Source organism: Companilactobacillus paralimentarius DSM 13238 = JCM 10415, from assembly GCF_001434985.1.
Lineage (GTDB): Bacteria > Bacillota > Bacilli > Lactobacillales > Lactobacillaceae > Companilactobacillus > Companilactobacillus paralimentarius.
Window position 1 is genome coordinate 12,376 of record NZ_AZES01000026.1, and the last position, 21,030, is coordinate 33,405.

The window sequence follows — 21,030 nt, forward strand, 5'->3', positions numbered from 1 at the left end:
ATGATAGAATAAGTTTCGTTACTTTAGATCTAAGGAGAATAGTATGTACTTTAGTCCTGAATTCTTGCAAAACACTTTATATATAGTTGCTGCCATTTTAATTTTGTTTATCTTAATCGTGATTGGTTACAAAATTAAACACAACATCAAAATATGGGATAAATCTTTTACTTTAGCTTTGATCGTACTAGCTAACACGCTTTATTCCATCCTATCTGGATTCTTCGATATGCCTTACGAATTAAGTTCAATTATTACCGGTGGACTTTCATTAGTTGCTTTCGGATATATCGTCGTCATCGTTTGGGAATTACATAAGCAAAGAAAATCAATCAAGAGCAAGTAAAAAAGCCCTGAGAATGAAAATAACTTCACTCTCAAGGCTTTTTGTTTATGATCTTACTTATTTTGTTGAACCACGTTTTACAATGCTGTATGGTAATTTAACTGTATTTTCATCAATTTGTTCTTGATTCATCATCTTAGTCAACAAGCGCATAGCAACCGCACCAATATCATACAATGGTTCTTCAATAGAACTCATCTTTGGACGTGTTACTTCACAAAGCACTGTATCGTTACTTGTAACAAGTTCAAAATCATCTGGAACCTTAACGCCAGCCTTAACAGCTGAATTAAGAATACCAGCAGCCAACAAATCATCTGTAACATAAGCAGCTGTAGCACCACTACTGTGAACGGCATCCCAAATCGCTTCTCCGGCACGAACTGAATATTCAGCTTCAAATACTAAGTTAGATGAGAAGTTAAGATGTGCTTTCTTCAAAGCTTTCTTGTAACCATCTAATCTGTATTTTCCATCAATAGGATTTTCAAGGCTACCACCCACGAAGGCAACCTTCTTGTGACCATTTTGTGTTAATTGACTTACAACACTAGCAACAGCATCTGTAAAATCAATATTTACACTGGCACTTTCATTATTCTTATCAACTGAACCAGCCAAAACGATTGGTGTCTTTGAGTTTGCAAGAATGCGCTTCAATTTCTTTGATAATTGCTTGCCCATGTAAATAAGTCCATCAACTTGTTTAGAAAGCAAGTTATTCAAGATTTGTTCTTCATCACCAACAGATTCTTGTAAACTTGTCAAAATAATATTGTACTTGTACATTGAGGCAACATCATCAATACCTTTAGCCAATGAAGCAAAGTATAGGTTAGTGATATCTGGTAAAATAACACCAATAGTTGTACTCTTCTTACTTGCCAAACCACGAGCAACCGCATTAGGACGATAGTTCAAACGATCGATTACTTCCAAAACACGTTTTCTTGTTTCTTCTTTTACATTAGCGTTCCCATTAACTACACGTGAAATTGTAGCCATTGAAACATTAGCAGCCTCGGCTACGTCATAAATTGTTACTACTTTTTTGTCCATCAATATTCACTCTCTCAAACAATATTTTCATTAATTAACTTTAATTTATCAGAAATTTTCACTAATTGCAAGCGGTTTCTACATTATTGGCATATGTTTTCATATTTTTTCAAAAAGAAAATGATTTTCAGTGATATACTACTATTAAATCTGAACGTAAAGGAGTATTTTCATGAAGAAACAATTATTAGATCTACAAGAATATTTAGCACAAAATAATCTGGATATTGCTTATATCTCTAACCCCAGTGACATCAACTACTTTACCGGTTTCTACAGTGATCCTGTAGAAAGAATTCTCGCACTTTTAGTTTTCCCTGACAAGGACCCATTCCTATTTGCCCCTCAACTAGAAGTTGAAGCAGCTAAAGATGCTGGCTGGGATAAGGATGTCTTCGGTTACTTAGATCATGAGAAACCATTTGAATTAATGGCTGGTCATATCAAGGATGTGGCTGGAACTCCTACCAAATGGGGTATTGAAAAAGATGACTTACCTGTTCAAAAACTAGAAGCTATTAAAGGACAATTTCCTGATGCTCAATTTCCAACTAATCTTTCTCGCTACATGGAAAATGCTAAATTAATCAAGACGGCTGCTGAAATCAATGAATTAAAAGCTGCTGGTACTGAAGCAGATTACGCTTTTGAAGTTGGTTTCAATGCTATCAAAGAAGGCCGCACTGAACAAGAAGTTGTTGCAGAGATCGAATACGCAATGATGCGAAAAGGTGTCATGCATATGAGTTTTGATACTATTGTTCAAGCTGGTGCCAACGCTGCTAATCCACATGGTGGCCCTGAAAAGAATCCTATCGAAAAAAATGAACTTGTCCTCTTTGATTTAGGTACAGTTCATAACGGTTATATTAGTGATGCCTCACGTACCGTTGCTTTTGGCAAACCAGATGCTAAATCACTTGATATCTATAAAGTTGACCTTGAAGCTCAATATGCTGCTATGGATGCTGCTAAACCTGGTATTACTGCTGCCGAACTTGATAAAGTTGCTCGTGACATCATCACTAAAGCCGGTTATGGCGAATACTTCATTCATCGCCTAGGCCATGGTATGGGAACTTCTGAACACGAATTCCCATCAATTATGGAAGGCAATGACATGGTTCTAAAACCAGGCATGTGCTTCTCAATCGAACCCGGAATTTACATTCCAAATGTTGCTGGAGTTAGAATTGAGGACTGTGTTTATATTACCGAGGATGGTTGTGAACCATTCACACATACAAATAAGGAACTGAAATATATCGACTAATATAAAGTAAAAAGGATTTGATAAAACCACTAAGTGGTTTATTAAATCCTTTTTGTTTGTATAAACTTATTAAAGCAAACATCTTCCATTCAGAGAATCTCATAAATTTTAATAATTATATTACCAAATTTATTTTTAGAATCAGGGATTATCTTTGAAATAAATGTTCGGTTAGCTAAATTACCGTAGTATCCTTCATCATTTACAATGAATTCAGGATGACATATTCCAATTCTGCCCTTTTCTATATTACCTGAATTTCTGATGAAAATATTTTCTTGATTATTTTCAGTCTGAAGAACATATGATGCGTCAGCACTAGAATACTTGTCATCAAATTTATAATTAAAATCACCGCCAAACTTCAATACTTTTCCTGATATTTCTCCAGTAAAATATCCGCCATCAATTGGAATGATTTTAAAATATCCCTTTTTCGTATTTCCTATTCTAATTGGATTACCTAACATTATGTGAATATCAATAAAACTCTTAATCTTTAATGCCATTTTTATTAGATCCTTTATATCCAAATAGCATAACTAAAACAAAACCTATAATTGCAGTGACTATTCCTCCAATCGTCATAGGAATCCAATTAATTGATGTTTGTAATGATAATATACTGAAGAACATTACAGTAATTTGACCTTTTACAACTGCTGTAATTGCTCCACCTATAGCACCAGCTACAATAACATATGCCATACATTTCCTATATCTTAATAATGCTCCATAGACAATGGGTTCTGTTATTCCTGCAAATAATACAGGAATAATGGCTGCAGCCATAACTGAACGTAGTTCCGGATCTTTTTTTGCTTTAAAGATTAAAGCAATGGCAATACCAATAGCAGCCCAAGTTGCAGCACCAGCACAAGCTAATATTGAATCTGCACCTTTGGTTGCAATATTAGAGATAACAATTGGCATTATTGCCCAATGTAACCCAAACGTTACTAATATTTCCCATAAGCCACCCAAAAGCAAACCAGCCAAAATTGGTGCAACCGAAAACAGGCTCATAATTAATCCACTGATCATATCTCCAAGTCCAACTGCAATTGGACCAATTATTAAAATAATAAACGGAACCATAATTAATAATGATATAAATGGAATCAATAACGTATGATAATTACTTGAAATTCTTTTTTTCATAAATTTATATATTAGTGTATAAATGGGAATAGCAATTAATACTGGAAAAACTGTTGAAGAATAATTTTCCATCGAAAATGGAATTCCTAAAAATGATGTACCTTTAACACCAATTAATTTCATGATCATAGTAGGTTCTAGAATTGACGCACCAATAGCTGCAGCCACATATATATCAACTTTAAATTTTCGAGCCATACTTATACTTATGATAATTGGCAAAAAGTAAAAGAAAGCATTATATATTCCATTAAATATCATTAATGTTGGAGCTTTAGCAGAAAATACGCCTATCCCTGACAAGGTTATTGACAATGCTTTTATCAAACCCACTCCTGCCATTGCTGGTAATATCGGAGTGAATGTCGCCTGTAGTACCGAGAAGACACTGTTAATTAGATTATTAAATGATAATGATTTTTTATCTTTTAAATCTTCTTCAGAATAATTTTCATCTACAATTCCTTTTCCCTTGTCCTTATCAAGTAACGTCATAACAGCATCATACATACTTTCAACTTTTGGACCTATAACTACTTGTTCCTGTCCACCACTCTCTAAAAATTTTAATACTTCATTTAATTTCTCTATATTTTGACCATTTACCTTGCTTTTATCATGAACTACAAAACGTAATCTTGTAGCACAATGTGTAAGACTCACTATATTAGATGTTCCACCAATATATTCCATGATTGATTGTGCTTCTGCTTCAAATGACATATTTGTCCTCCAAATTTTAAGCATTCGCCATTTCTTTTATAAAATTTATAATTCTATTCCAAGCGTCTTTAGATGCATCGGGGTTAAATTCTTTCAAGTCTTTATGTGTAAATCCATGTTGGCAATCCTTGTAGCATTTATAATTGACCTTAATATTTTCTTTAATCAATGAATCTCTAAATATTTCTTCACCCTTTCGTAGGGAATCATACTCAGCGGAATTTATTAAAGTTGGTGGATAAATACTAAAATCAGAATTTAAAAGCGATGAAAGAGGATTATCCATATCTTCAAAATTATCATATTCCCAATACTGATATTGTTGAATTCTATTTATAGAAATTGCCTTTTGAGGATCAATATAAGTTTGTAATTGATTATTTTGTGAACACGGTGCGTAATTCATAACCAATCCTTTAATAAAATTATTTTTATCCTTATTTTGAAGTTGAACTAACGCTGCAGCAATTTGACCGCCCGCACTACTACCCCCTACAATAAATTTTTTACCTTCGAAATCTAAGTCTCTTCTATGAGAATCACAGTACTTTATAAATTCATAGGTCGTACTGTATGCCAAAGGAAATTTATATTCAGGAGCCAAACAGTAATCAATATTTACAACAATTGCTCCACTTTTCTCACAAATTAATTTACAGTATGGAATATCTAACTGATAATATCCAAGGCACATACCACCGCCATGCATATTAAAATAGACAGACTTTGTCTTTAAGTGTTTAGGATAATAAATGTATCCATCTATGAACCCTATAGAGGTTCTAACTGAAATTTTCTTTGAAGTATCATTGGCCATTTCTTGTTTTAAATAATCATTCAATTTCATTAATTTCGATTTTCTATAATCATAAACATCAGAATCTCTAATTTTTTTATCCAAATAATTACCTTCTTAAATTTATTCGTTGGAACCGGTTCCAAAAACTAGTATAATACAAATATAAGCAAAAGCAACACATTTTTGGAACCGGTTCCAAAAAAAGGAGAAAAAATGACAATAAACGATATAGCAAAAATAAGTGGTGTTTCTAAAAGTTCAGTTTCTAGATATTTGAATGGCGGTAGTATTTCCAAAGCAAACGCTTCAAAAATCGAAAAAGTAATTAAAGAAACAGGTTATAGACCCAATAAAGTCGCCAGTAGATTAAAGGCAACAAATGGAAAAATGATAGGTATCCTCATTAGTGAAATTCAAACAAAAAGTGTTGGGATCATTTTATTTAATTTACAAGAAACACTAAAAAAATTAGGATATCAATTATTTATAATATCTGATAGGCAATGGGAAAATGATAAAATTTCCAATCTAGCATCCCTTGTTTCTCAAGGTGTGGACGGCATCATTCTTGGTACATCACGTCTAACAAAAGATACCTTGAAATACCTTTCGTCATTAAGTATTCCCGTTTTACTTTTAGGTCAAAAAAATAGTATTTTTCCTTATTGTAAAATCAATGATTTTGATGGCGGACTCATGATGGGTCAATATATTAACACTATTACTGATGGACAAATCTTATACTTATCAATGCCCTTATACGATTTGGCTGCTGGTAAAGAAAGACAGGACGGGTTCTTAAGTGCCTTCACTACAAATAGTACTAATGTTCATACTATCGAATGTGGGTATGATCCAGAATCCGTTTATAATCAAAAAGAAAAAATAAATAAAATTAACCCCTCTGTTATTGTTTGTGCTTCCGATTATTTAGTTCTTGGATTGTTAAAGATAATTAACGAAAAAAGTATATCCAATTATCAACATATCAAATATACCGGTTTTGGAGATTATGAATTTAGTGGAGACTATGCTCTATCAATAACCAGTCTAAAGTTTGACTATAAACAGTTGGGAATTAACACAGGTTATAAAATAGTAAATATGGTAGAAGGTAATAACAAACTAACATCAAATGAATTAACATTGAATTTGATAAAAAGGACAAGTACTGAAGGAATTTAAAAAATGACAAATAAAATAATTATTCGAGCAGATGATTTAGGATATTCAAAGGCTGTGGATTATGGAATATATGAAACAATAAAAAATGGATTAATTAATAATGTAGGAATCATGACAAATATGCCTGATGCCGAAAGAGCCTTTAATTTAATAAAGAACTTTGATGTTTGTCTTGGACTACATGTAAACATTTGTACAGGTTTTCCTTTATCCAATCCATCTAAGATTAAAAGTATTACCACAAATAATGGATTCTTCATTCCCTCAAAAAACTATAGGAAATCAAAAAAAGATATTGTTAACTTAGAAGAGGTAACTTTAGAAATACAGGCCCAGTATGATAGATTTATAGAAATTACTGGAAAAAAACCTTCTTATTTCGAAGGACATGCGGTCCAAAGTAAAAACTTTAAAATCGGACTAAAAAGAGTAGCAAACAGAGAGGACGTAGCTTATTTAGATTTTTCACTTGATCCAGATATTAAAACAATTCCGTTTAAAAATACTATCATGTACCCTTATATGGAAACTTTAAATGAAGGCTTTAATCCTTATGACATGTTGAAAAATGCATCTCTTGATGAGCATAAGGATGGTTTTTCAATGGTCGTTTGTCATCCAGGTTACTTGGACAAGTATATTCTCAATCATTCAAGTGTAACTATTCCCAGAACTGAGGATGTAGAGATGCTCACTAGTCCCAAAGTAAAAAAATGGATTATATCGAATAATATTCAATTAATTAAATATTCCGATATCAAGTGATTCAAAAAGAGGACTCAAACCTAAATGGTCTGAATCCTCTTTTTTATGTTTAATTTAAATTTTTAAATATATATTAATCTTCGTCGTTAAGATCATCTTCATTAAAAACGATGTCTGATGTATCTTCATCATCTTTAATCTTATCAACAGTTGAAGCCATATGATCTTTTAGGGCATCTGTTTTGTCATTAAAAGCATTTACTAAATCACTGTTAGTGTTTAGACCAACGCCACCATTATTGAAATCGCCACGAATAGTCTTAATGTTTTCAATCAACTTTTGTCCTGATTCACTAGTTAAATACTTAGAAGCTAAATAGCCTGATGCGCAGCCTAAAAATAAGCCAACAATAAAATGATTATTTTTCATAACTAATTATTCTTCTTTCTTGGCCATACTTTGGTGGCTGTCTTAAGAACTGTAGCCACATTGCCTAATGTTAATAAGTTTTGAAGACTGAAACCTGAATTATGATGTTCTGAAGTTGCAGCAGCACTCTTCTTACCTAAGTTCTCCACTGTATCAAAAAGTGGATTCAGCTTACTAGACTTACTGTTAACGTCATCCATCAAAGTATTTGTCTTATCAACAAGCTTTGTACTTTGATCCATGATTTCATCTGTATTCTTAGATAAAATCTCCACCATCTTAGTAGTTTCCTTCATTGTTTCTTGTAACTCTTGAAGCAATTTAGCAGTTTGTACTAGTGTTCTGGCTAAATATACAACCAACACTACAAATGCGACTGCAGCAATCAATCCTGCAATTTGTCCACCAGTCATAATATTACCCTCCTGTATTTTAATAGCACTTTCATACTAGCATTATAACAATTTTAGGGCAATTAATTACCAAATAATCCAATCTTGCCACTGTTTTTCTAACTTTTTAATAGCTTGTCCACGATGACTGATCTGATTCTTTTCATCGACTGTAATTTGAGCCATTGTTTTTCCTAATTCCGGCACATAAAACAACGGATCATAACCAAAACCGTCGTCACCTTCTGGGAAAGCACCAATAATTCCATCTACTTTTCCTTCAACGACTAAATCTTTATCATTCTTAGGATTAGCAAAAACTAAAGTTGAAACAAAATGGGCTGTACGTTTTTCTTTAGGGACTCCACCTAATTCACTCAACAATTTAGCATTATTAGCGGCATCATTGTGATCACCAGCATAACGGGCCGAATAGATGCCAGGACGACCATATAAAGCATCCACTTGTAAACCAGAGTCGTCAGCAATCGTAGGTAGATTGAAACGTTCCATGACGGCATGAGCCTTTAAAGTAGCATTCTCTTCAAAAGTTTTACCAGTTTCTCTAATTTCGGGAAAATCTGGAAAATCTAATAAAGTCTTGATTTCAAAATGTTCATCATCAAAAACACGCTTGAACTCACGTGCCTTACCAGGATTCTTAGTTGCTATTATTATTTCTTTCATCGTTTCCTCCGATATTTACTAAGCTAATTTCATCAATATCCGTTTTTAACCAACGTTTAGCTAATCTAGAGAATTCTTCAATATCACTAGTTGCATATAATTTCAATGTACGTTGCTTACTATCGGTCAACAAATCATTTTCAGTCAAATATTTGGTTGTCACTTTAACAGTACTTACAGCTGGATCGATTAACTTAGTATCTGGTAAATAATCATTAATTTGTTTCTTTAACATTGGAAAGTGAGTACATCCCAAAATTAAAGTATCATAGTCGTTATCTTTAAAGGGTTTCAAAGTTACTTCAATATTATCTTTGGTCTCTTTAGTATCAGCTTGATCATTTTCAACAAATGAAACGAATTTTTGCGCTGCTACACCTAGAGAAGTCAATTTAGGATTTATCTCTTGAATAGTTTTGTTATAGCTCTTTGAATTGATTGTTGATTCAGTTCCAATAATTCCAATATGACCAGATTTAGTTACTTTAGAAGCTTCTTCAGAACCTGGTTTGATTACTCCAATCATGGGAACAGTAAACTCTTGACGCAAAGTTTGTAATGCGTTGGCAGTTGCTGTATTACAACCATAAATTATTAATTTTACATTTTGACTAATTAAATACTGTACCATTTCACGAGTATAAGATATGATTTGGTCATGTGTTTTGACCCCATAAGGCATTCTAGCCTCATCACCGATAAATACAACGTCTTCGTTAGGTAACTGACGAATCACTTCTTTTACCACTGTCAATCCACCTAACCCAGAATCTAACACTCCAATTGGTCTATTATCACTCATATGTTACCCCTGCCTTCATTTAAGCGAATTATCTGTATTTTATGAAAATAATTATGTGCTATCTTTTACATTGACTTAAAAAGCAATTATTCTAATGATATAATGAATTGTCTGAAAAAAGGAGTTAAAGCAATGGCCGCAAAATCAAATGATCTCAACAAACCAAAGTTAACAGATACCCAAGATGATAAAAGTGAAAATACGTTAACTGAAAATTACTTTGCAGTTTCGGTACTCCGTGATTTTATCCTTCCCGATCTACTCGATAAAGATACCGTCGAACTACTATATTGGGCAGGTAAAAATCTTAGCCGTCAATTGATTCTTGACATGCAAAGCCTACCTGAACTATTTCAAAAAGCTGGCTTCGGTAAACTTGAAATTACCAAGCAAACTAAACATAGTTACATTTATACGTTAACCGGTCCCGAAGTTGTTCAACGTTTTGATACTAATAATGATGATCCAGAGTTTTCATTAGAGACTGGAATAATTGCTGAAACTGTCGAAAAAACTATTGCAGCATATTGCCTAGGCACATATACTGTCGACAGCAAAGCCAAAAGCGTTTCAATTAAAATACAAATTGATCGAAACTAAAGTATACACCAAAAAAGCCCTAATTCAGATGAATTAGGGCTTTTTTTATTGCTATTTATTTGAATTAGTCAGAATAGCCATCAAGAATCTTAGCTAGTTGAGCCTTATTATGGAATCCAGTTATCTTATCAACTACTTCGCCGTCTTTTTTAACAAGCAATGTAGGGATAGCCATAATTCCAAATGATTTAGGCGTATCAGGATTAGCATCTACATCCATCTTTAAAAATTTAACTGAATCATCTTCTTCAGACAATTGTTCAATAACTGGTGATTGCATACGACATGGGCCACACCATGTTGCCCAGAAATCAACTAGGACAACGCCATCTTTTGTTTCTTCCTCAAAATCTTTGTCTGTTACTTCATCAACCATTATAATCACTCCTTAACTGGTTAAATATTATCATTAATAACCTAATTTTTGAAAATATTTTGCTTATATTACAAATCAACAATTGTTGCACCAGAACCACCTGAACTAGCTGGTGCGTAGCCAAATGACTTAACTCGCGGATTACGTTGCAAGTAATTCGTAACACCTTTTCTGATAACACCAGTACCAAATCCATGGACAATTGTTACTTGATTATAACCGGCTAACAAGGCAGCATCAATATATTGATCTAGATCTGACATAGCCTCTTCATAACGTTCACCACGTAAATCTAGCTTACTTGATAGACCTGTACTCCTTGTTCTTCTGACCATAGTTGGTTTTTTCTCGGGTTCAGGTTCGGCTGATTGAACTTTCTCAAGATCTTCAGCACCAAACTTCATCTTCAAAATACCTAATTGAACTTCATATTCATTATCTTTATTCTTACGAACAATCGTTCCAATTTGGTCGTATGGCAAAGCCTTAACATCATCGCCAACTTTCAAAATTTGTTTACGTTTATTACGACGTAAAACCTTATTCTTCTTGATCGTCTCATCCTGATGTAAGTTCTTCAAACCAGTCTTAGCCGAAATAATCTGATCTTCCTTGACCATTGATCCCTTACGTTCCATTTCGTGAAGATGATCAATAATCTTTTCGGATTCTTTTTTAGCTTTAGCAACAATTTGATTAGCACGAACCTTAGCAGCTTGAATCTCAGAAGCTTTAGATTTATCCAGAGCGTCACTCTTTTGTTCATAATCTTTTTGAACATCTTTATTCTTAGATAATTGAACCTGCAATTGCTCATTCTTCTGTTCAAATTCTTTACGACGATTCTCTAAGTCAGCAATCATGTTATTCAAATCCTGACTCTCACCACTCATCAATGACTGACCACGATCGACAACACTACGAACCATGCCCAATCTAGCTGCAATATTAAAAGCATTACTTGCACCTGGAATGCCAATCAACAATCTGTATGTAGGTTTCAATGACTCATCGTCAAATTCCATACTAGCATTGATTGTCTCTGGCGTATTGTAAGCAAAGACTTTCAATTCAGGATAGTGAGTTGTTGCCATGATAAAGCAATGTGATTGAGCCAATTTTTCTAGAATAGCAATCGCAATTGCAGCTCCCTCTTGGGGATCAGTGCCGGCACCAAGTTCATCGATCAGAACTAAACTGTGTCCTGACACCTTATGGATGATATTAATAATATTATCCATATGAGATGAGAAAGTACTCAAGTTCTGTTCAATTGATTGTTCATCACCAATGTCGACAAAAACTTCATCGAAAACAGCAATTTCACTTTCTTCACGCGCTGGGATAAACAATCCAGCCTGAGCCATCAATTGAATCAGGCCCAAAGTTTTCATAGTAATAGTTTTACCACCAGTATTAGGACCAGTGATCAACATTGTCTTATAGCCATCACCCATTTTAATATCATTAGCCACGACCTTATCAGGATCGATTAGAGGGTGTTTTGCATTATAAAGTTCAACTACATGGTCCTTAGAAATTAAAGGCTCTGTCGCCTTTATTTCACGTGCATACTTAGCTTTAGCATTGATCAAATCAAACTGAGCCAGTACTTCGTTATTTTTGACGATCTCATCAATTTCTGGGCGAACTAAGTCTGACAAGTCATTTAAAATACGGACTTCTTCCATCTTTTCAGAAACCTGAGATTCATGTAATTGATTATTTAGCCCAACAACGGCTTGAGGTTCAATATAAAGCGTTTGACCACTGGCACTTTGGTCATGGACTACACCACCAAACTTAGCCTTATATTCAGTTTTAACTGGAATTACAAACCGATCATCACGCAATGTCACAATTGCTTCGGTTAAATACTTAGTATTTTTACCACGAGTATATTGTTCCATTGATTGTCTAATTTGGTCATTCAAACGAGAAATACGTCCACGAATATACTTCAAATCATCAGAAGCTGTATCCAAAACTCGACCAGTATCATCTAATGAACGAGAAATTCTCTTTGTTAAACCAGGATTATCGATCAACTTATCATTCAATTCATACAATTGACGTAAATCAATTCTGTCATCCTTTAAACCTGCAAAGAACTCTTTTAATTCAGTTGTATTCTGAAGTACTTGTCCTATTTGAGCCAATTCAGTTCCATTTAAATTACCGTCTTTTTTCAAACGGTTGGCCTGATCATGTAGATCAGCCAATTTTCTAACAGGGATTTCTCCCTTAATACGAAGAATGTCAGCACCATCTTTAGTTTGATCGATCAATCTTTGAACAATTGATTCGACTGACATCGGCATTAATTTTTTTAAGAGAGTATTCCCACGCGTTGTGATTAGGTATTTGGCAATTTCAGCTTTGATTTTGTCAAATTCTAATACTTTCAAAGCCTTATTATTCATACTCTTCTCCTGTTATAAAATAAGACTGAAACAAACGTCTCAGTCTTAAAGTTTTACATAGCTCCTATCCACAGATTACTTAGCATTGCCGTTAAACCTGGTGTACTCTTAATCATCGTCGAAGCTACAAATGAATGTTGCAAAGCATGTTGAATTCCGGATACTGGAATCATTGCCAAAATTAATAGGATCATAAAGATCGTTACATATGTGACAACGAAACCAATAATTCCACCGCTTAATATATTGACGTCATTATACATTGGAAAATAAGTTAAACGTTTAAAATAAAGCCCAGCAAAACGAATAATTACCCAACCAATGAAACAAACAAATATAAAAGCAAAGGCACGATAAAATGCATCATCTAATTTCATACCAACTTTTGTCGTAAAAAAGGCAAACTCACTGCCCAAACTAGCTGAAGGGTATGGTACGATCATTTCAAATTTAGGACCAAGGGCCTTATATGTCACCCATGCTAAACAAAAGAACAGTCCATATCCAACTGCATAAAACGCCTCCATGGCAAGGCCACGGCGAGCACCAATATAAAAACCATAAATCAAAAGTAAAATAAGTAAAAGACTAAGCATTATTTCCCCTTACATCAATCATGCTAAAAAGCGAATTTGTGAATCATACTTTAGGATAAAAATACCAAACGATTGGCTTACGCCAATCGTTATTTTTATCTTATTCTTCGTCACTTGTGAAGGTATTTAATACCTCTTGAACCATATCCCATTCTTCAGGATCTTCAATTGGATTCAATTCTCCTGCATCTACATCACCATTTTGGTCTGGTGTGAAAGAAAAGGCTTGAATCTCAATTTCATCTGAATCCTCTGAAGCCTTAGGATATAGAAAGACATATGATTTACCATAATCATCTGAATCAAAAGTAAAGAGAATCTTGTAAACTTCTTTATTACCTTGTTCATCACTTAAAATAACTTCATCTAAATCTTTTGGTGGTTGTTTTTCACTCATATTTATCACCTAATTCCGTGTTAGTTTACCTTTGGCGTCAAGGTAATTTTGTAAAATCATTTCGGCAGCAATTTTATCAACTACCTTCTTACGTTTACGACGTGAAACATTTGCTTCATCAATCAGCATTCTTTCAGCTTGCACAGTTGTCAAACGTTCATCAATAAAATCGACTGGTATATCGAAACGTTCTTCAACCATTTTACCGTATTCACGAGATTTTTCCGCTCTGGGTCCTTCAGTATTATTCATATTTTTAGGCAAACCGAGAACAATCCCCGTAGCCTGCTTTTCTTTAATGATCTCATCTAAACGATCTAAGCCAAAATCATCTTTTTTTTCATTCATATGAATAGTTTCCACACCCTGTGCTGTCCAGCCTAACAAATCGCTTGCTGAGACACCAACAGTTCTTGCACCAACGTCTAAACCTAATAATCGCATTTACTTACCTTGATTGAGATAACTCTTAACTAATTCTTCGATTATCTCGTCTCTTTCATGTTTCAAAATCAAATTACGGGCATCATTATGTCTTGGAATATATGCTGGATCACCAGAAAGAAGATATCCAACAATTTGATTGATTGGATTATATCCCTTTTCTTCTAGTGATTGATAAACACTTTCAAGTGTCTCTTTGACATCTTTGCCTTTGTTTTCATTAAAGTCAAAACTCATTGTTTTATCAAGTGAACTCATGGCAAACCTCCATATAACAAATATTTAAGTGACTAGAATGCTTAGTTCAATTATAGCCCACTTTAATAAGATTTAATAATATCTTTAGCTAATTGTAACGCATTTGTTAAACCAGCTGGATTTTTACCACCGGCTTGTGCCATATCTGGACGACCACCGCCGCCACCTTGAATCTCTTTGGAGATCTTCTTAATGATATCGCCAGCTTTAATACCTTTAGCTTGTGAATCTTTATTTACAGCTACAACTAAACTAGCCTTATTGTCACCACTGGCACCCAAAACAAGAATATCTGACTTCTCATCATTCTTCCATTTATCAGCCAATTGTCTCAATGTAGCCATGTCAGTTGGGATGATATTAGAAATAACTTTATAACCATTAATTTCTTCAATACTATCAAAGACTTCAGCAGACTTTTGACTTGTTAATTGAGTCTTCAAGTTTTGATTGTCACGCTTCAATTCCTTGATTTCATCGACTAATTGACTAGCACGAGCTGGAACATCTTTTAATTGATTTACTTTCATATTCTTAGCTGTCTCTTGCAAAGCTTGCAATTGATCATTTAAGTATTCAAAAGCCTCTTCGCCAGTTACAGCTTCAATTCTTCTTGTACCTGAACCAATAGCTGATTCAGAAGTAATCTTGAAGAGACCAAGTTCTGAAGTATTACGAGCATGTGTACCACCACAGAACTCAGTTGAAAAGTCGTCAATTTCAACAACACGAACGGTATCACCGTACTTTTCACTGAATAGAGCAATAGCGCCCTTCTTCTTCTTAGCTTCTTCAATAGGCAATACTTCTGTTTTAACAGGAATAGCTGCCCAAATTTTTTCATTAACAATTTTTTCAAGTTGACTAATTTGTTCAGGTGTTAATGCTGAATTGCTGTTGAAATCAAATCGTAGATAGTCAGGTTCAACCAAAGATCCGGCTTGATGTGTTCTTGAACTAACAACATCACGTAAGGCTTGGTCCAACAAGTGAGTAGCAGTGTGATTATGACGAACCTTTTCACGGAAGGCACCATCAATCTCCAACTTGTATTCTGCATCAGCATCAATTTCTGACATTACATTTACTAAATGAATATTTTGTCCATTTGGTGCATGCTGAACATCAACAACCTCAGCGACTTGATTACCCTTCAAATCGTAAATATTACCAACATCTGCAACTTGTCCACCCATTTCAGCATAGAAAGGTGTTGTATCGAAGATCAATTGTGCTTGACCTTCGGTAACATTCTTAACTTCTTTATCATTAACAATAATGTTTTTCAAAGTACTTTGTGTTTCGTTATGATCATAACCAACGAATTCGCTAGGTGTCTTGATTTCCATCAAAGTTTCATCTTGCATACCCATAGATTGTAAGTTACCACGAGCATCACGAGCACGTTGTTTTTGTTCTTCCATGTTTTGTTTGAAACCATCTTCGTCAACTGTTAGTCCTTCATCACTAGCATATTCACGAGTTAATTCCATAGGAAAACCGTAAGTATCATAAAGTTTGAAAGCAGAAGCACCATCAATAACTGTTTGATTCTTCTTCTTCAAATCAGCAATTTCACCGTTTAATAGAGCTAGACCAGCATCCAAAGTTTCTGAGAAACGTTTCTCTTCTTGTTGGATAGTCTTAGCAATAAAGTCTTGTTGTTGGCTAACTTCTGGATAGTAACTTTCCATGATCTTACCAACGATTGGAACCAATCTGTAAAGGAATGGTCCATTAACGCCTAGCTTCTTACCATTCAAAACAGCACGTCTGATAAGTCTTCTGATAACATAACCACGACCTTCATTTGAAGGAAGAGCACCGTCACCAACAGCAAATGAGACAGTTCTAGCATGGTCGGCAATGATTTTGAATGAAATATCATCCTCATCATTTACGCCGTATTTCTTGCCACTCAATTCACCAACATCTTTGATCAATGGCATGAATAGGTCTGTTTCAAAGTTAGTCTTTGTTCCTTGAATAATAGATACAAGACGTTCTAGTCCCATACCCGTATCAATGTTTTTATGTGGTTGTTCTACATATTGACCATTTGGTAAATGATTCAATTCTGAGAAAACAATGTTCCATACTTCGAGGTAACGTTCGTTTTCGCCACCAGGATAGTTCTCAGGGTCATCTTCAGAAAGGTTATTGAACTCTTGACCACGGTCATAGAAAATCTCTGAATCAGGACCACAAGGACCTTCACCGATATCCCAGAAGTTGTCTTCATTCTTAAGAATATGATCTTGAGCAATTCCTGCTTCAGCCCAAAGTTTTTGTGTTTCAGTATCCTTAGGATAAGTTGTGATATAGAGATTATCTTTATCCATACCAATCCAATCAGGACTTGTTAAAAATTCAAAAGCCCAAGGAATAACTTCTTTTTTGAAGTAATCACCAACTGAAAAATTACCAAGCATTTCAAAGAAAGTTTGGTGACGAGCTGTACGTCCAACATTTTCAATATCATTAGTTCTGATACATTTTTGAGCATTGGTGATACGAGGATTTTGTGGGACAACTGTTCCATCAAAATACTTTTTCAAAGTAGCAACACCAGAGTTGATCCATAACAAAGTTGGATCATCATGTGGAATCAATGATGCACTAGGTTCAATCATGTGACCTTTTGTTTGGAAAAAGTCTAAAAACATCCTTCTTATTTCAGCACTTGATAAGTTTTTCATTTTATCTCCCCAAAAAACGAAAAATCGTTGCAAGTCCAAGGACGCCCATGCGCGGTACCACCTTGTTTGCAACGATTTCGTTAGCCTCTCAATATTTTATATACAATTTAAATTGGCAGCATCTTTACATTAAATACATAGGCCTTCACACCAACTGGCCTTCTCTGAAAGTATTTAATACAAGATATATCCAAAGAAAATATTAACCACCAACTGAAAAATTGTCAATATTAAAACTAACTATTATTTTTACGTCTTGCATCTCTTTGCTTACGTCTCTCTTGTCTGATCTCAATTTTACGTTGTTGACGACGCTCATCTGAGATAGCTTGCTTGATCTTTTTCTTATATCCTGGTTTCTTCTTAGTCTTCTGTTTCTTAACGAAACCAACTAACTTAGTATCAAGTTTTTCTTGAGTTGCCTTACGGCTTTGACGACGATCACGTTCTTTAACGTCAACGATCTCACCATTCTTAATGTCCTTAGGTTCAAACTTGATACCCATATGTTCAATCTCATCAACCTTGTGATCTTCACCTGGTTCGTACAAAGTAATGGCAATACCAGACATCCCATTACGACCAGTTCTACCAACACGGTGAATAAAGAAGTCTAGATCATCAGGAATTTCAGCATTGATAACATGAGATACACCACTAATGTCAATACCACGTGCAGCCAAATCAGTAGCTACAACAAATTGATACTCCATGTTTTCAATCTGCTTCATAGTTCTCTTACGTTCTCTAGGTGTTAAACCACCATGAATACGAGCTGTTTTCAAACCCTTATTACGCAAGTAATGATAAATTTCATCTACAGTCTTCTTAGTATTAGCGAATACCAAAACCATATATGGTTCACCAATTGTCATAAGTCGATAAATAATCTCTTTCTTATCACGACCATGAGTGAACATTAGCCAGTTATCAACATTCTTAGGAATAATGCTACTATTCTTAATTTCAACTCGTTTGGGACCATGCATGTATTTGTCCAAAAATGGTTCCAATTTTTGTGGAATTGTAGCTGAGAAGACCATCATTTCACGATCTTCTGGTAATTTATTAGTAATTTGATCAACATCATTCAAGAAGCCCATGTCTAAAGTCATATCGGCTTCATCGACAACATATCTTTGAACATTATCAACATGTAAGTCGTTTTCACGAATTAAATCCCAAAGTCTTCCGGGAGTACCGATAGCAATTTGTGGTTGATGTGCTTCTAGCTTTCTCTTTTGACGATCACGGTCAGCTCCACCAACAAAAATGAAAGCATTATATTCTTCAGGATAATTCTTCAAAATATTCTGTGTATCTTCGTATATTTGGTAAGCTAACTCTCTACTTGGGGTAGCAATCAACAATTGAACCTCTTGGTCCTTTGTCAAAGCATTCATCGATGGCAACAAGAAAGCATGCGTCTTACCTGAACCTGTTTCAGATTGAACAATAATATCTTTTTTCTTATTGACCAATGAGATTACAGCCTCTTGAACCTTTGTTGGTTCATCGAAATGTATTTCTTTTAATGATTTATTGATAGCATCATTAAAGTTGTATTGTGAAAATTTAGTCATCTATTCACCCTTCTGATTAAAATCAGTCACTATTTTTATTAGTTCCTTAAACATTTGTTTAACTTCATCAAGATCCTTAGCTGTAGCACCACTAGCTAATGGATGTCCACCACCATCATGTCTTTTAGCCAATTCGTTGATAACTGGTCCTTGAGAACGCAAATGCATTCTAAATGTACCATCATCCTTTTGGACGGCCTCCATCCATGAACAAACTTCTTTTAGTCGACCTGGTGTAGAAACTACTGAGTTTGCTTCTTCTTGGTTAAGATTTAACTTCTTCATTAAATCATCATCAATAATAGCTAGAGCAGCTCCTGAATCATCGATTTGCAAAATATCATAAATGAAGCCTTGTAACTTAGCTTGTTTCAAGCTAACTTCATTCATCTTATTGTTAATACCAGCAGTATCAACACCTAGCGCAATAAACTTTCCGGCAACTTGCATTGTATGTTCAGTCGTTGCTGGATAAAGGAATCTCCCTGTATCGCCAACAATACCAGCATACAAATAATAAGCAACTTTCTTTGTCAATTGTAGTTCATCACTGCTATCAATCAAATCAGCTATGATTTCTGAACAAGAACTGGCATCAGTATTAACAAATAATTGGTCACCGTATGGTTCATCGTTAGGATGATGATCGATTTTTACTAAAAATGCTCCATCATTATAACGTTGATCGTCAATACGAGGTTCATTAGCGGTATCAACAACAATTACTAAAGCACCTTGATAATCTTCAGCAGATACTTTTTGAGCAGTTGATAACCACTTCAAGCCTTCGGTATCATTTCCGCCAATTAAAACTTTTTTATCAGGATAAGCCTGACGAATGACGGTTGCTAAGCCAGCTTGGGATCCCAATGCATCAGGATCTGGATTTTGATGACGTAGAATGATAATTCTATCATATTTTTTTATTGTTGCAATTATTTCAGCAAAGCTATTCATTATAATTGTCCCCCTTATAAGACAAATTCAAAGAAACTTCTTCATATGACAATGGATCTAAATTAGTAACTGTGATCCCTAATAGTCGAATCTTTTGGTCTGTTACCCTTAATTTATCATAAATATCCTTGGCAACACGATAAATTTCGGTTTTTGTTTGGACATAATCTTGAAAACTCATCCGTTTGGTAATCGTTTCAAAATCTGAATTACGTAATTTAAGAACGACAGTCTTGCCGTGTTGACGTTGCTTTTTTAAATCTTTACTGACTAGATCAGCTAAAAAATCTAATTCCTGAAGTATTTGTTCATCTGTAACTAAATTACGATTATAAGTTCTCTCACGACCAATTGATTTCCGAATTCGATGTCCATTCACTAATGAATCATCGATTCCATGAACTCGTTTATATATGATATACCCCATTTTACCAAAATTCTTCAAGAAGATGTCTTGATCTAACTTTTGTAGATCACCACCTGTGTAAATGCCCATATCATGCATTTTTTGCTGCATGGCTTTACCGATACCATTGAATTTTTCAATTGGAATTGGTCTCAAGAAATCTTCAGCATATTTGCCAAGAATAATCGTTCTACCAAATGGTTTTCGATAATCTGATGCCATTTTGGCCAAAAATTTATTATAAGAAATTCCTACTGAACAGGTCAACCTAGTTTCTTTAACAATCCTTTGCTGAATATAATTAGCAATTTTTATCGTATTTGTCTCATGTAATTTATTCTGTGTGACATCAAGATACGCTTCATCCAAAGCTACTGTTTGATAATTATCCGTTACCTCATGAAAAATATCATGAATTTGATCTGAAACCTGACGATACAATTCAAAATGTGGCGGTGTGATAACTAACTTTGCTCGGGGAATTAAGTCAACCGCTTCTTGAGCTGGCATGGCCGAATGAGCACCATATTTTCGAGCATTATAATTTGCCGTAGTCACAACTCCATGATGATTATGTTTTCGCGGATCTTGAGCCACAATTAAGCACTTTTTCTTATATTCAGGATGTTCTCTTTCTTCCACAGAAGCGAAAAAAGCATCCATGTCGACATGGATGACTTTTCGATTTTCTTCAATTTTAATTGGTATTTTTAAAAAGATGGCTTAACA

General features: G+C 34.5%; 22 protein-coding genes and 1 pseudogene. 5 read left to right on the top strand and 18 right to left on the bottom strand.

Going from position 1 to position 21,030, the window contains the following annotated elements; all coding sequences use genetic code 11:
• The first annotated feature begins 43 nt into the window (after positions 1 to 43).
• Positions 44 to 346 carry a hypothetical protein gene (locus FD33_RS02990; protein ID WP_025084654.1) on the top strand — a complete coding sequence of 101 codons (303 nt, stop codon included), beginning with the start codon at positions 44 to 46 and terminating at the stop codon, positions 344 to 346.
• Between the two features lie 57 nt (positions 347 to 403).
• Here the strand turns inward: FD33_RS02990 and ccpA are convergent, their stop codons facing one another.
• A complete protein-coding gene (ccpA, locus tag FD33_RS02995; protein WP_025084653.1) occupies positions 404 to 1,405 on the bottom strand; it encodes a catabolite control protein A in 1,002 nt (333 codons plus the stop codon).
• Between the two features lie 172 nt (positions 1,406 to 1,577).
• Here ccpA and FD33_RS03000 point away from each other — a divergent pair, with 172 nt between their 5' ends.
• Positions 1,578 to 2,678 (top strand): M24 family metallopeptidase, encoded by a 1,101-nt coding sequence (locus tag FD33_RS03000; protein ID WP_056955742.1) that lies wholly within the window; start codon positions 1,578 to 1,580, stop codon positions 2,676 to 2,678.
• Positions 2,679 to 2,767: 89 nt separating this feature from the next.
• Here the strand turns inward: FD33_RS03000 and FD33_RS03005 are convergent, their stop codons facing one another.
• The 3 genes from FD33_RS03005 to FD33_RS03015 are packed head-to-tail and all read right to left on the bottom strand — an operon-like array spanning position 2,768 to position 5,463.
• Positions 2,768 to 3,187: a DUF3237 family protein gene (locus FD33_RS03005; protein WP_025084652.1), complete on the bottom strand. Its 420-nt coding sequence runs from the start codon at positions 3,185 to 3,187 to the stop codon at positions 2,768 to 2,770.
• A complete protein-coding gene (locus tag FD33_RS03010; protein WP_056955743.1) occupies positions 3,171 to 4,562 on the bottom strand; it encodes a PTS transporter subunit EIIC in 1,392 nt (463 codons plus the stop codon). The genes FD33_RS03005 and FD33_RS03010 overlap by 17 nt, the downstream gene beginning before the upstream one ends.
• 16 nt (positions 4,563 to 4,578) lie before the next feature.
• Positions 4,579 to 5,463, bottom strand: coding sequence for an alpha/beta hydrolase fold domain-containing protein (locus tag FD33_RS03015; RefSeq protein WP_056955744.1), 885 nt, complete (start codon positions 5,461 to 5,463; stop codon positions 4,579 to 4,581).
• Positions 5,464 to 5,574: 111 nt separating this feature from the next.
• Here FD33_RS03015 and FD33_RS03020 point away from each other — a divergent pair, with 111 nt between their 5' ends.
• Together FD33_RS03020 and FD33_RS03025 are read left to right on the top strand one after the other, a co-directional pair.
• Positions 5,575 to 6,546 carry a LacI family DNA-binding transcriptional regulator gene (locus FD33_RS03020; RefSeq protein WP_025084650.1) on the top strand — a complete coding sequence of 324 codons (972 nt, stop codon included), beginning with the start codon at positions 5,575 to 5,577 and terminating at the stop codon, positions 6,544 to 6,546.
• Positions 6,547 to 6,549: 3 nt separating this feature from the next.
• Complete coding sequence (locus FD33_RS03025) at positions 6,550 to 7,311, top strand: ChbG/HpnK family deacetylase (protein ID WP_056955745.1); 762 nt, start codon at positions 6,550 to 6,552, stop codon at positions 7,309 to 7,311.
• 73 nt (positions 7,312 to 7,384) lie between these two features.
• Here the strand turns inward: FD33_RS03025 and FD33_RS03030 are convergent, their stop codons facing one another.
• From FD33_RS03030 to murI, 4 genes and pseudogenes are all read right to left on the bottom strand, one after another.
• Positions 7,385 to 7,681, bottom strand: a complete 297-nt coding sequence (locus FD33_RS03030; protein WP_025084649.1) for a hypothetical protein — start codon at positions 7,679 to 7,681, stop codon at positions 7,385 to 7,387.
• Between the two features lie 2 nt (positions 7,682 to 7,683).
• Complete coding sequence (locus FD33_RS03035; RefSeq protein WP_025084648.1) at positions 7,684 to 8,094, bottom strand: DUF948 domain-containing protein; 411 nt, start codon at positions 8,092 to 8,094, stop codon at positions 7,684 to 7,686.
• A 66-nt stretch (positions 8,095 to 8,160) separates the two neighbouring features.
• Positions 8,161 to 8,772, bottom strand: a pseudogene (locus FD33_RS03040) (XTP/dITP diphosphatase); the annotation flags it as partial.
• Entirely contained in the window at positions 8,735 to 9,562 is an 828-nt protein-coding gene (gene murI / locus FD33_RS03045) for a glutamate racemase (protein WP_025084646.1), read from the bottom strand. The pseudogene FD33_RS03040 and the gene murI, both read right to left, overlap by 38 nt.
• A 132-nt stretch (positions 9,563 to 9,694) precedes the next feature.
• Between murI and FD33_RS03050 the strand changes: the two genes are divergently transcribed.
• A complete protein-coding gene (locus FD33_RS03050; protein ID WP_054642560.1) occupies positions 9,695 to 10,162 on the top strand; it encodes a DUF2507 domain-containing protein in 468 nt (155 codons plus the stop codon).
• Between the two features lie 64 nt (positions 10,163 to 10,226).
• Here FD33_RS03050 and trxA read toward each other — a convergent pair whose 3' ends face one another.
• The 10 genes from trxA to dinB form a co-directional block, all read right to left on the bottom strand.
• On the bottom strand, positions 10,227 to 10,538 hold the full coding sequence (gene trxA / locus FD33_RS03055) for a thioredoxin (RefSeq protein WP_025084645.1): 312 nt from the start codon (positions 10,536 to 10,538) through the stop codon (positions 10,227 to 10,229).
• Between the two features lie 68 nt (positions 10,539 to 10,606).
• Positions 10,607 to 12,961, bottom strand: coding sequence for an endonuclease MutS2 (locus FD33_RS03060; RefSeq protein WP_056955746.1), 2,355 nt, complete (start codon positions 12,959 to 12,961; stop codon positions 10,607 to 10,609).
• Positions 12,962 to 13,014: 53 nt separating this feature from the next.
• Positions 13,015 to 13,557, bottom strand: coding sequence for a CvpA family protein (locus FD33_RS03065; protein WP_025084644.1), 543 nt, complete (start codon positions 13,555 to 13,557; stop codon positions 13,015 to 13,017).
• A gap of 100 nt (positions 13,558 to 13,657) precedes the next feature.
• Positions 13,658 to 13,954 (bottom strand): DUF1292 domain-containing protein, encoded by a 297-nt coding sequence (locus FD33_RS03070; protein ID WP_025084643.1) that lies wholly within the window; start codon positions 13,952 to 13,954, stop codon positions 13,658 to 13,660.
• Between the two features lie 9 nt (positions 13,955 to 13,963).
• Positions 13,964 to 14,398, bottom strand: coding sequence for a Holliday junction resolvase RuvX (gene ruvX, locus FD33_RS03075; protein ID WP_025084642.1), 435 nt, complete (start codon positions 14,396 to 14,398; stop codon positions 13,964 to 13,966).
• The gene (locus FD33_RS03080; RefSeq protein WP_025084641.1) at positions 14,399 to 14,656 is read right to left on the bottom strand and encodes an IreB family regulatory phosphoprotein; all 258 of its coding nucleotides are present in this window, start codon (positions 14,654 to 14,656) and stop codon (positions 14,399 to 14,401) included. It abuts the gene before it with no gap.
• A 62-nt stretch (positions 14,657 to 14,718) separates the two neighbouring features.
• Positions 14,719 to 17,355 (bottom strand): alanine--tRNA ligase, encoded by a 2,637-nt coding sequence (alaS, locus tag FD33_RS03085; protein WP_025084640.1) that lies wholly within the window; start codon positions 17,353 to 17,355, stop codon positions 14,719 to 14,721.
• A gap of 236 nt (positions 17,356 to 17,591) precedes the next feature.
• Entirely contained in the window at positions 17,592 to 18,938 is a 1,347-nt protein-coding gene (locus FD33_RS03090) for a DEAD/DEAH box helicase (protein ID WP_025084639.1), read from the bottom strand.
• Positions 18,939 to 19,895, bottom strand: a complete 957-nt coding sequence (locus tag FD33_RS03095) for a DHH family phosphoesterase (protein WP_025084638.1) — start codon at positions 19,893 to 19,895, stop codon at positions 18,939 to 18,941.
• On the bottom strand, positions 19,888 to 21,021 hold the full coding sequence (gene dinB, locus FD33_RS03100) for a DNA polymerase IV (RefSeq protein ID WP_034543857.1): 1,134 nt from the start codon (positions 21,019 to 21,021) through the stop codon (positions 19,888 to 19,890). Before dinB ends, FD33_RS03095 begins: the two co-directional genes overlap by 8 nt.
• Positions 21,022 to 21,030 lie beyond the last annotated feature (9 nt).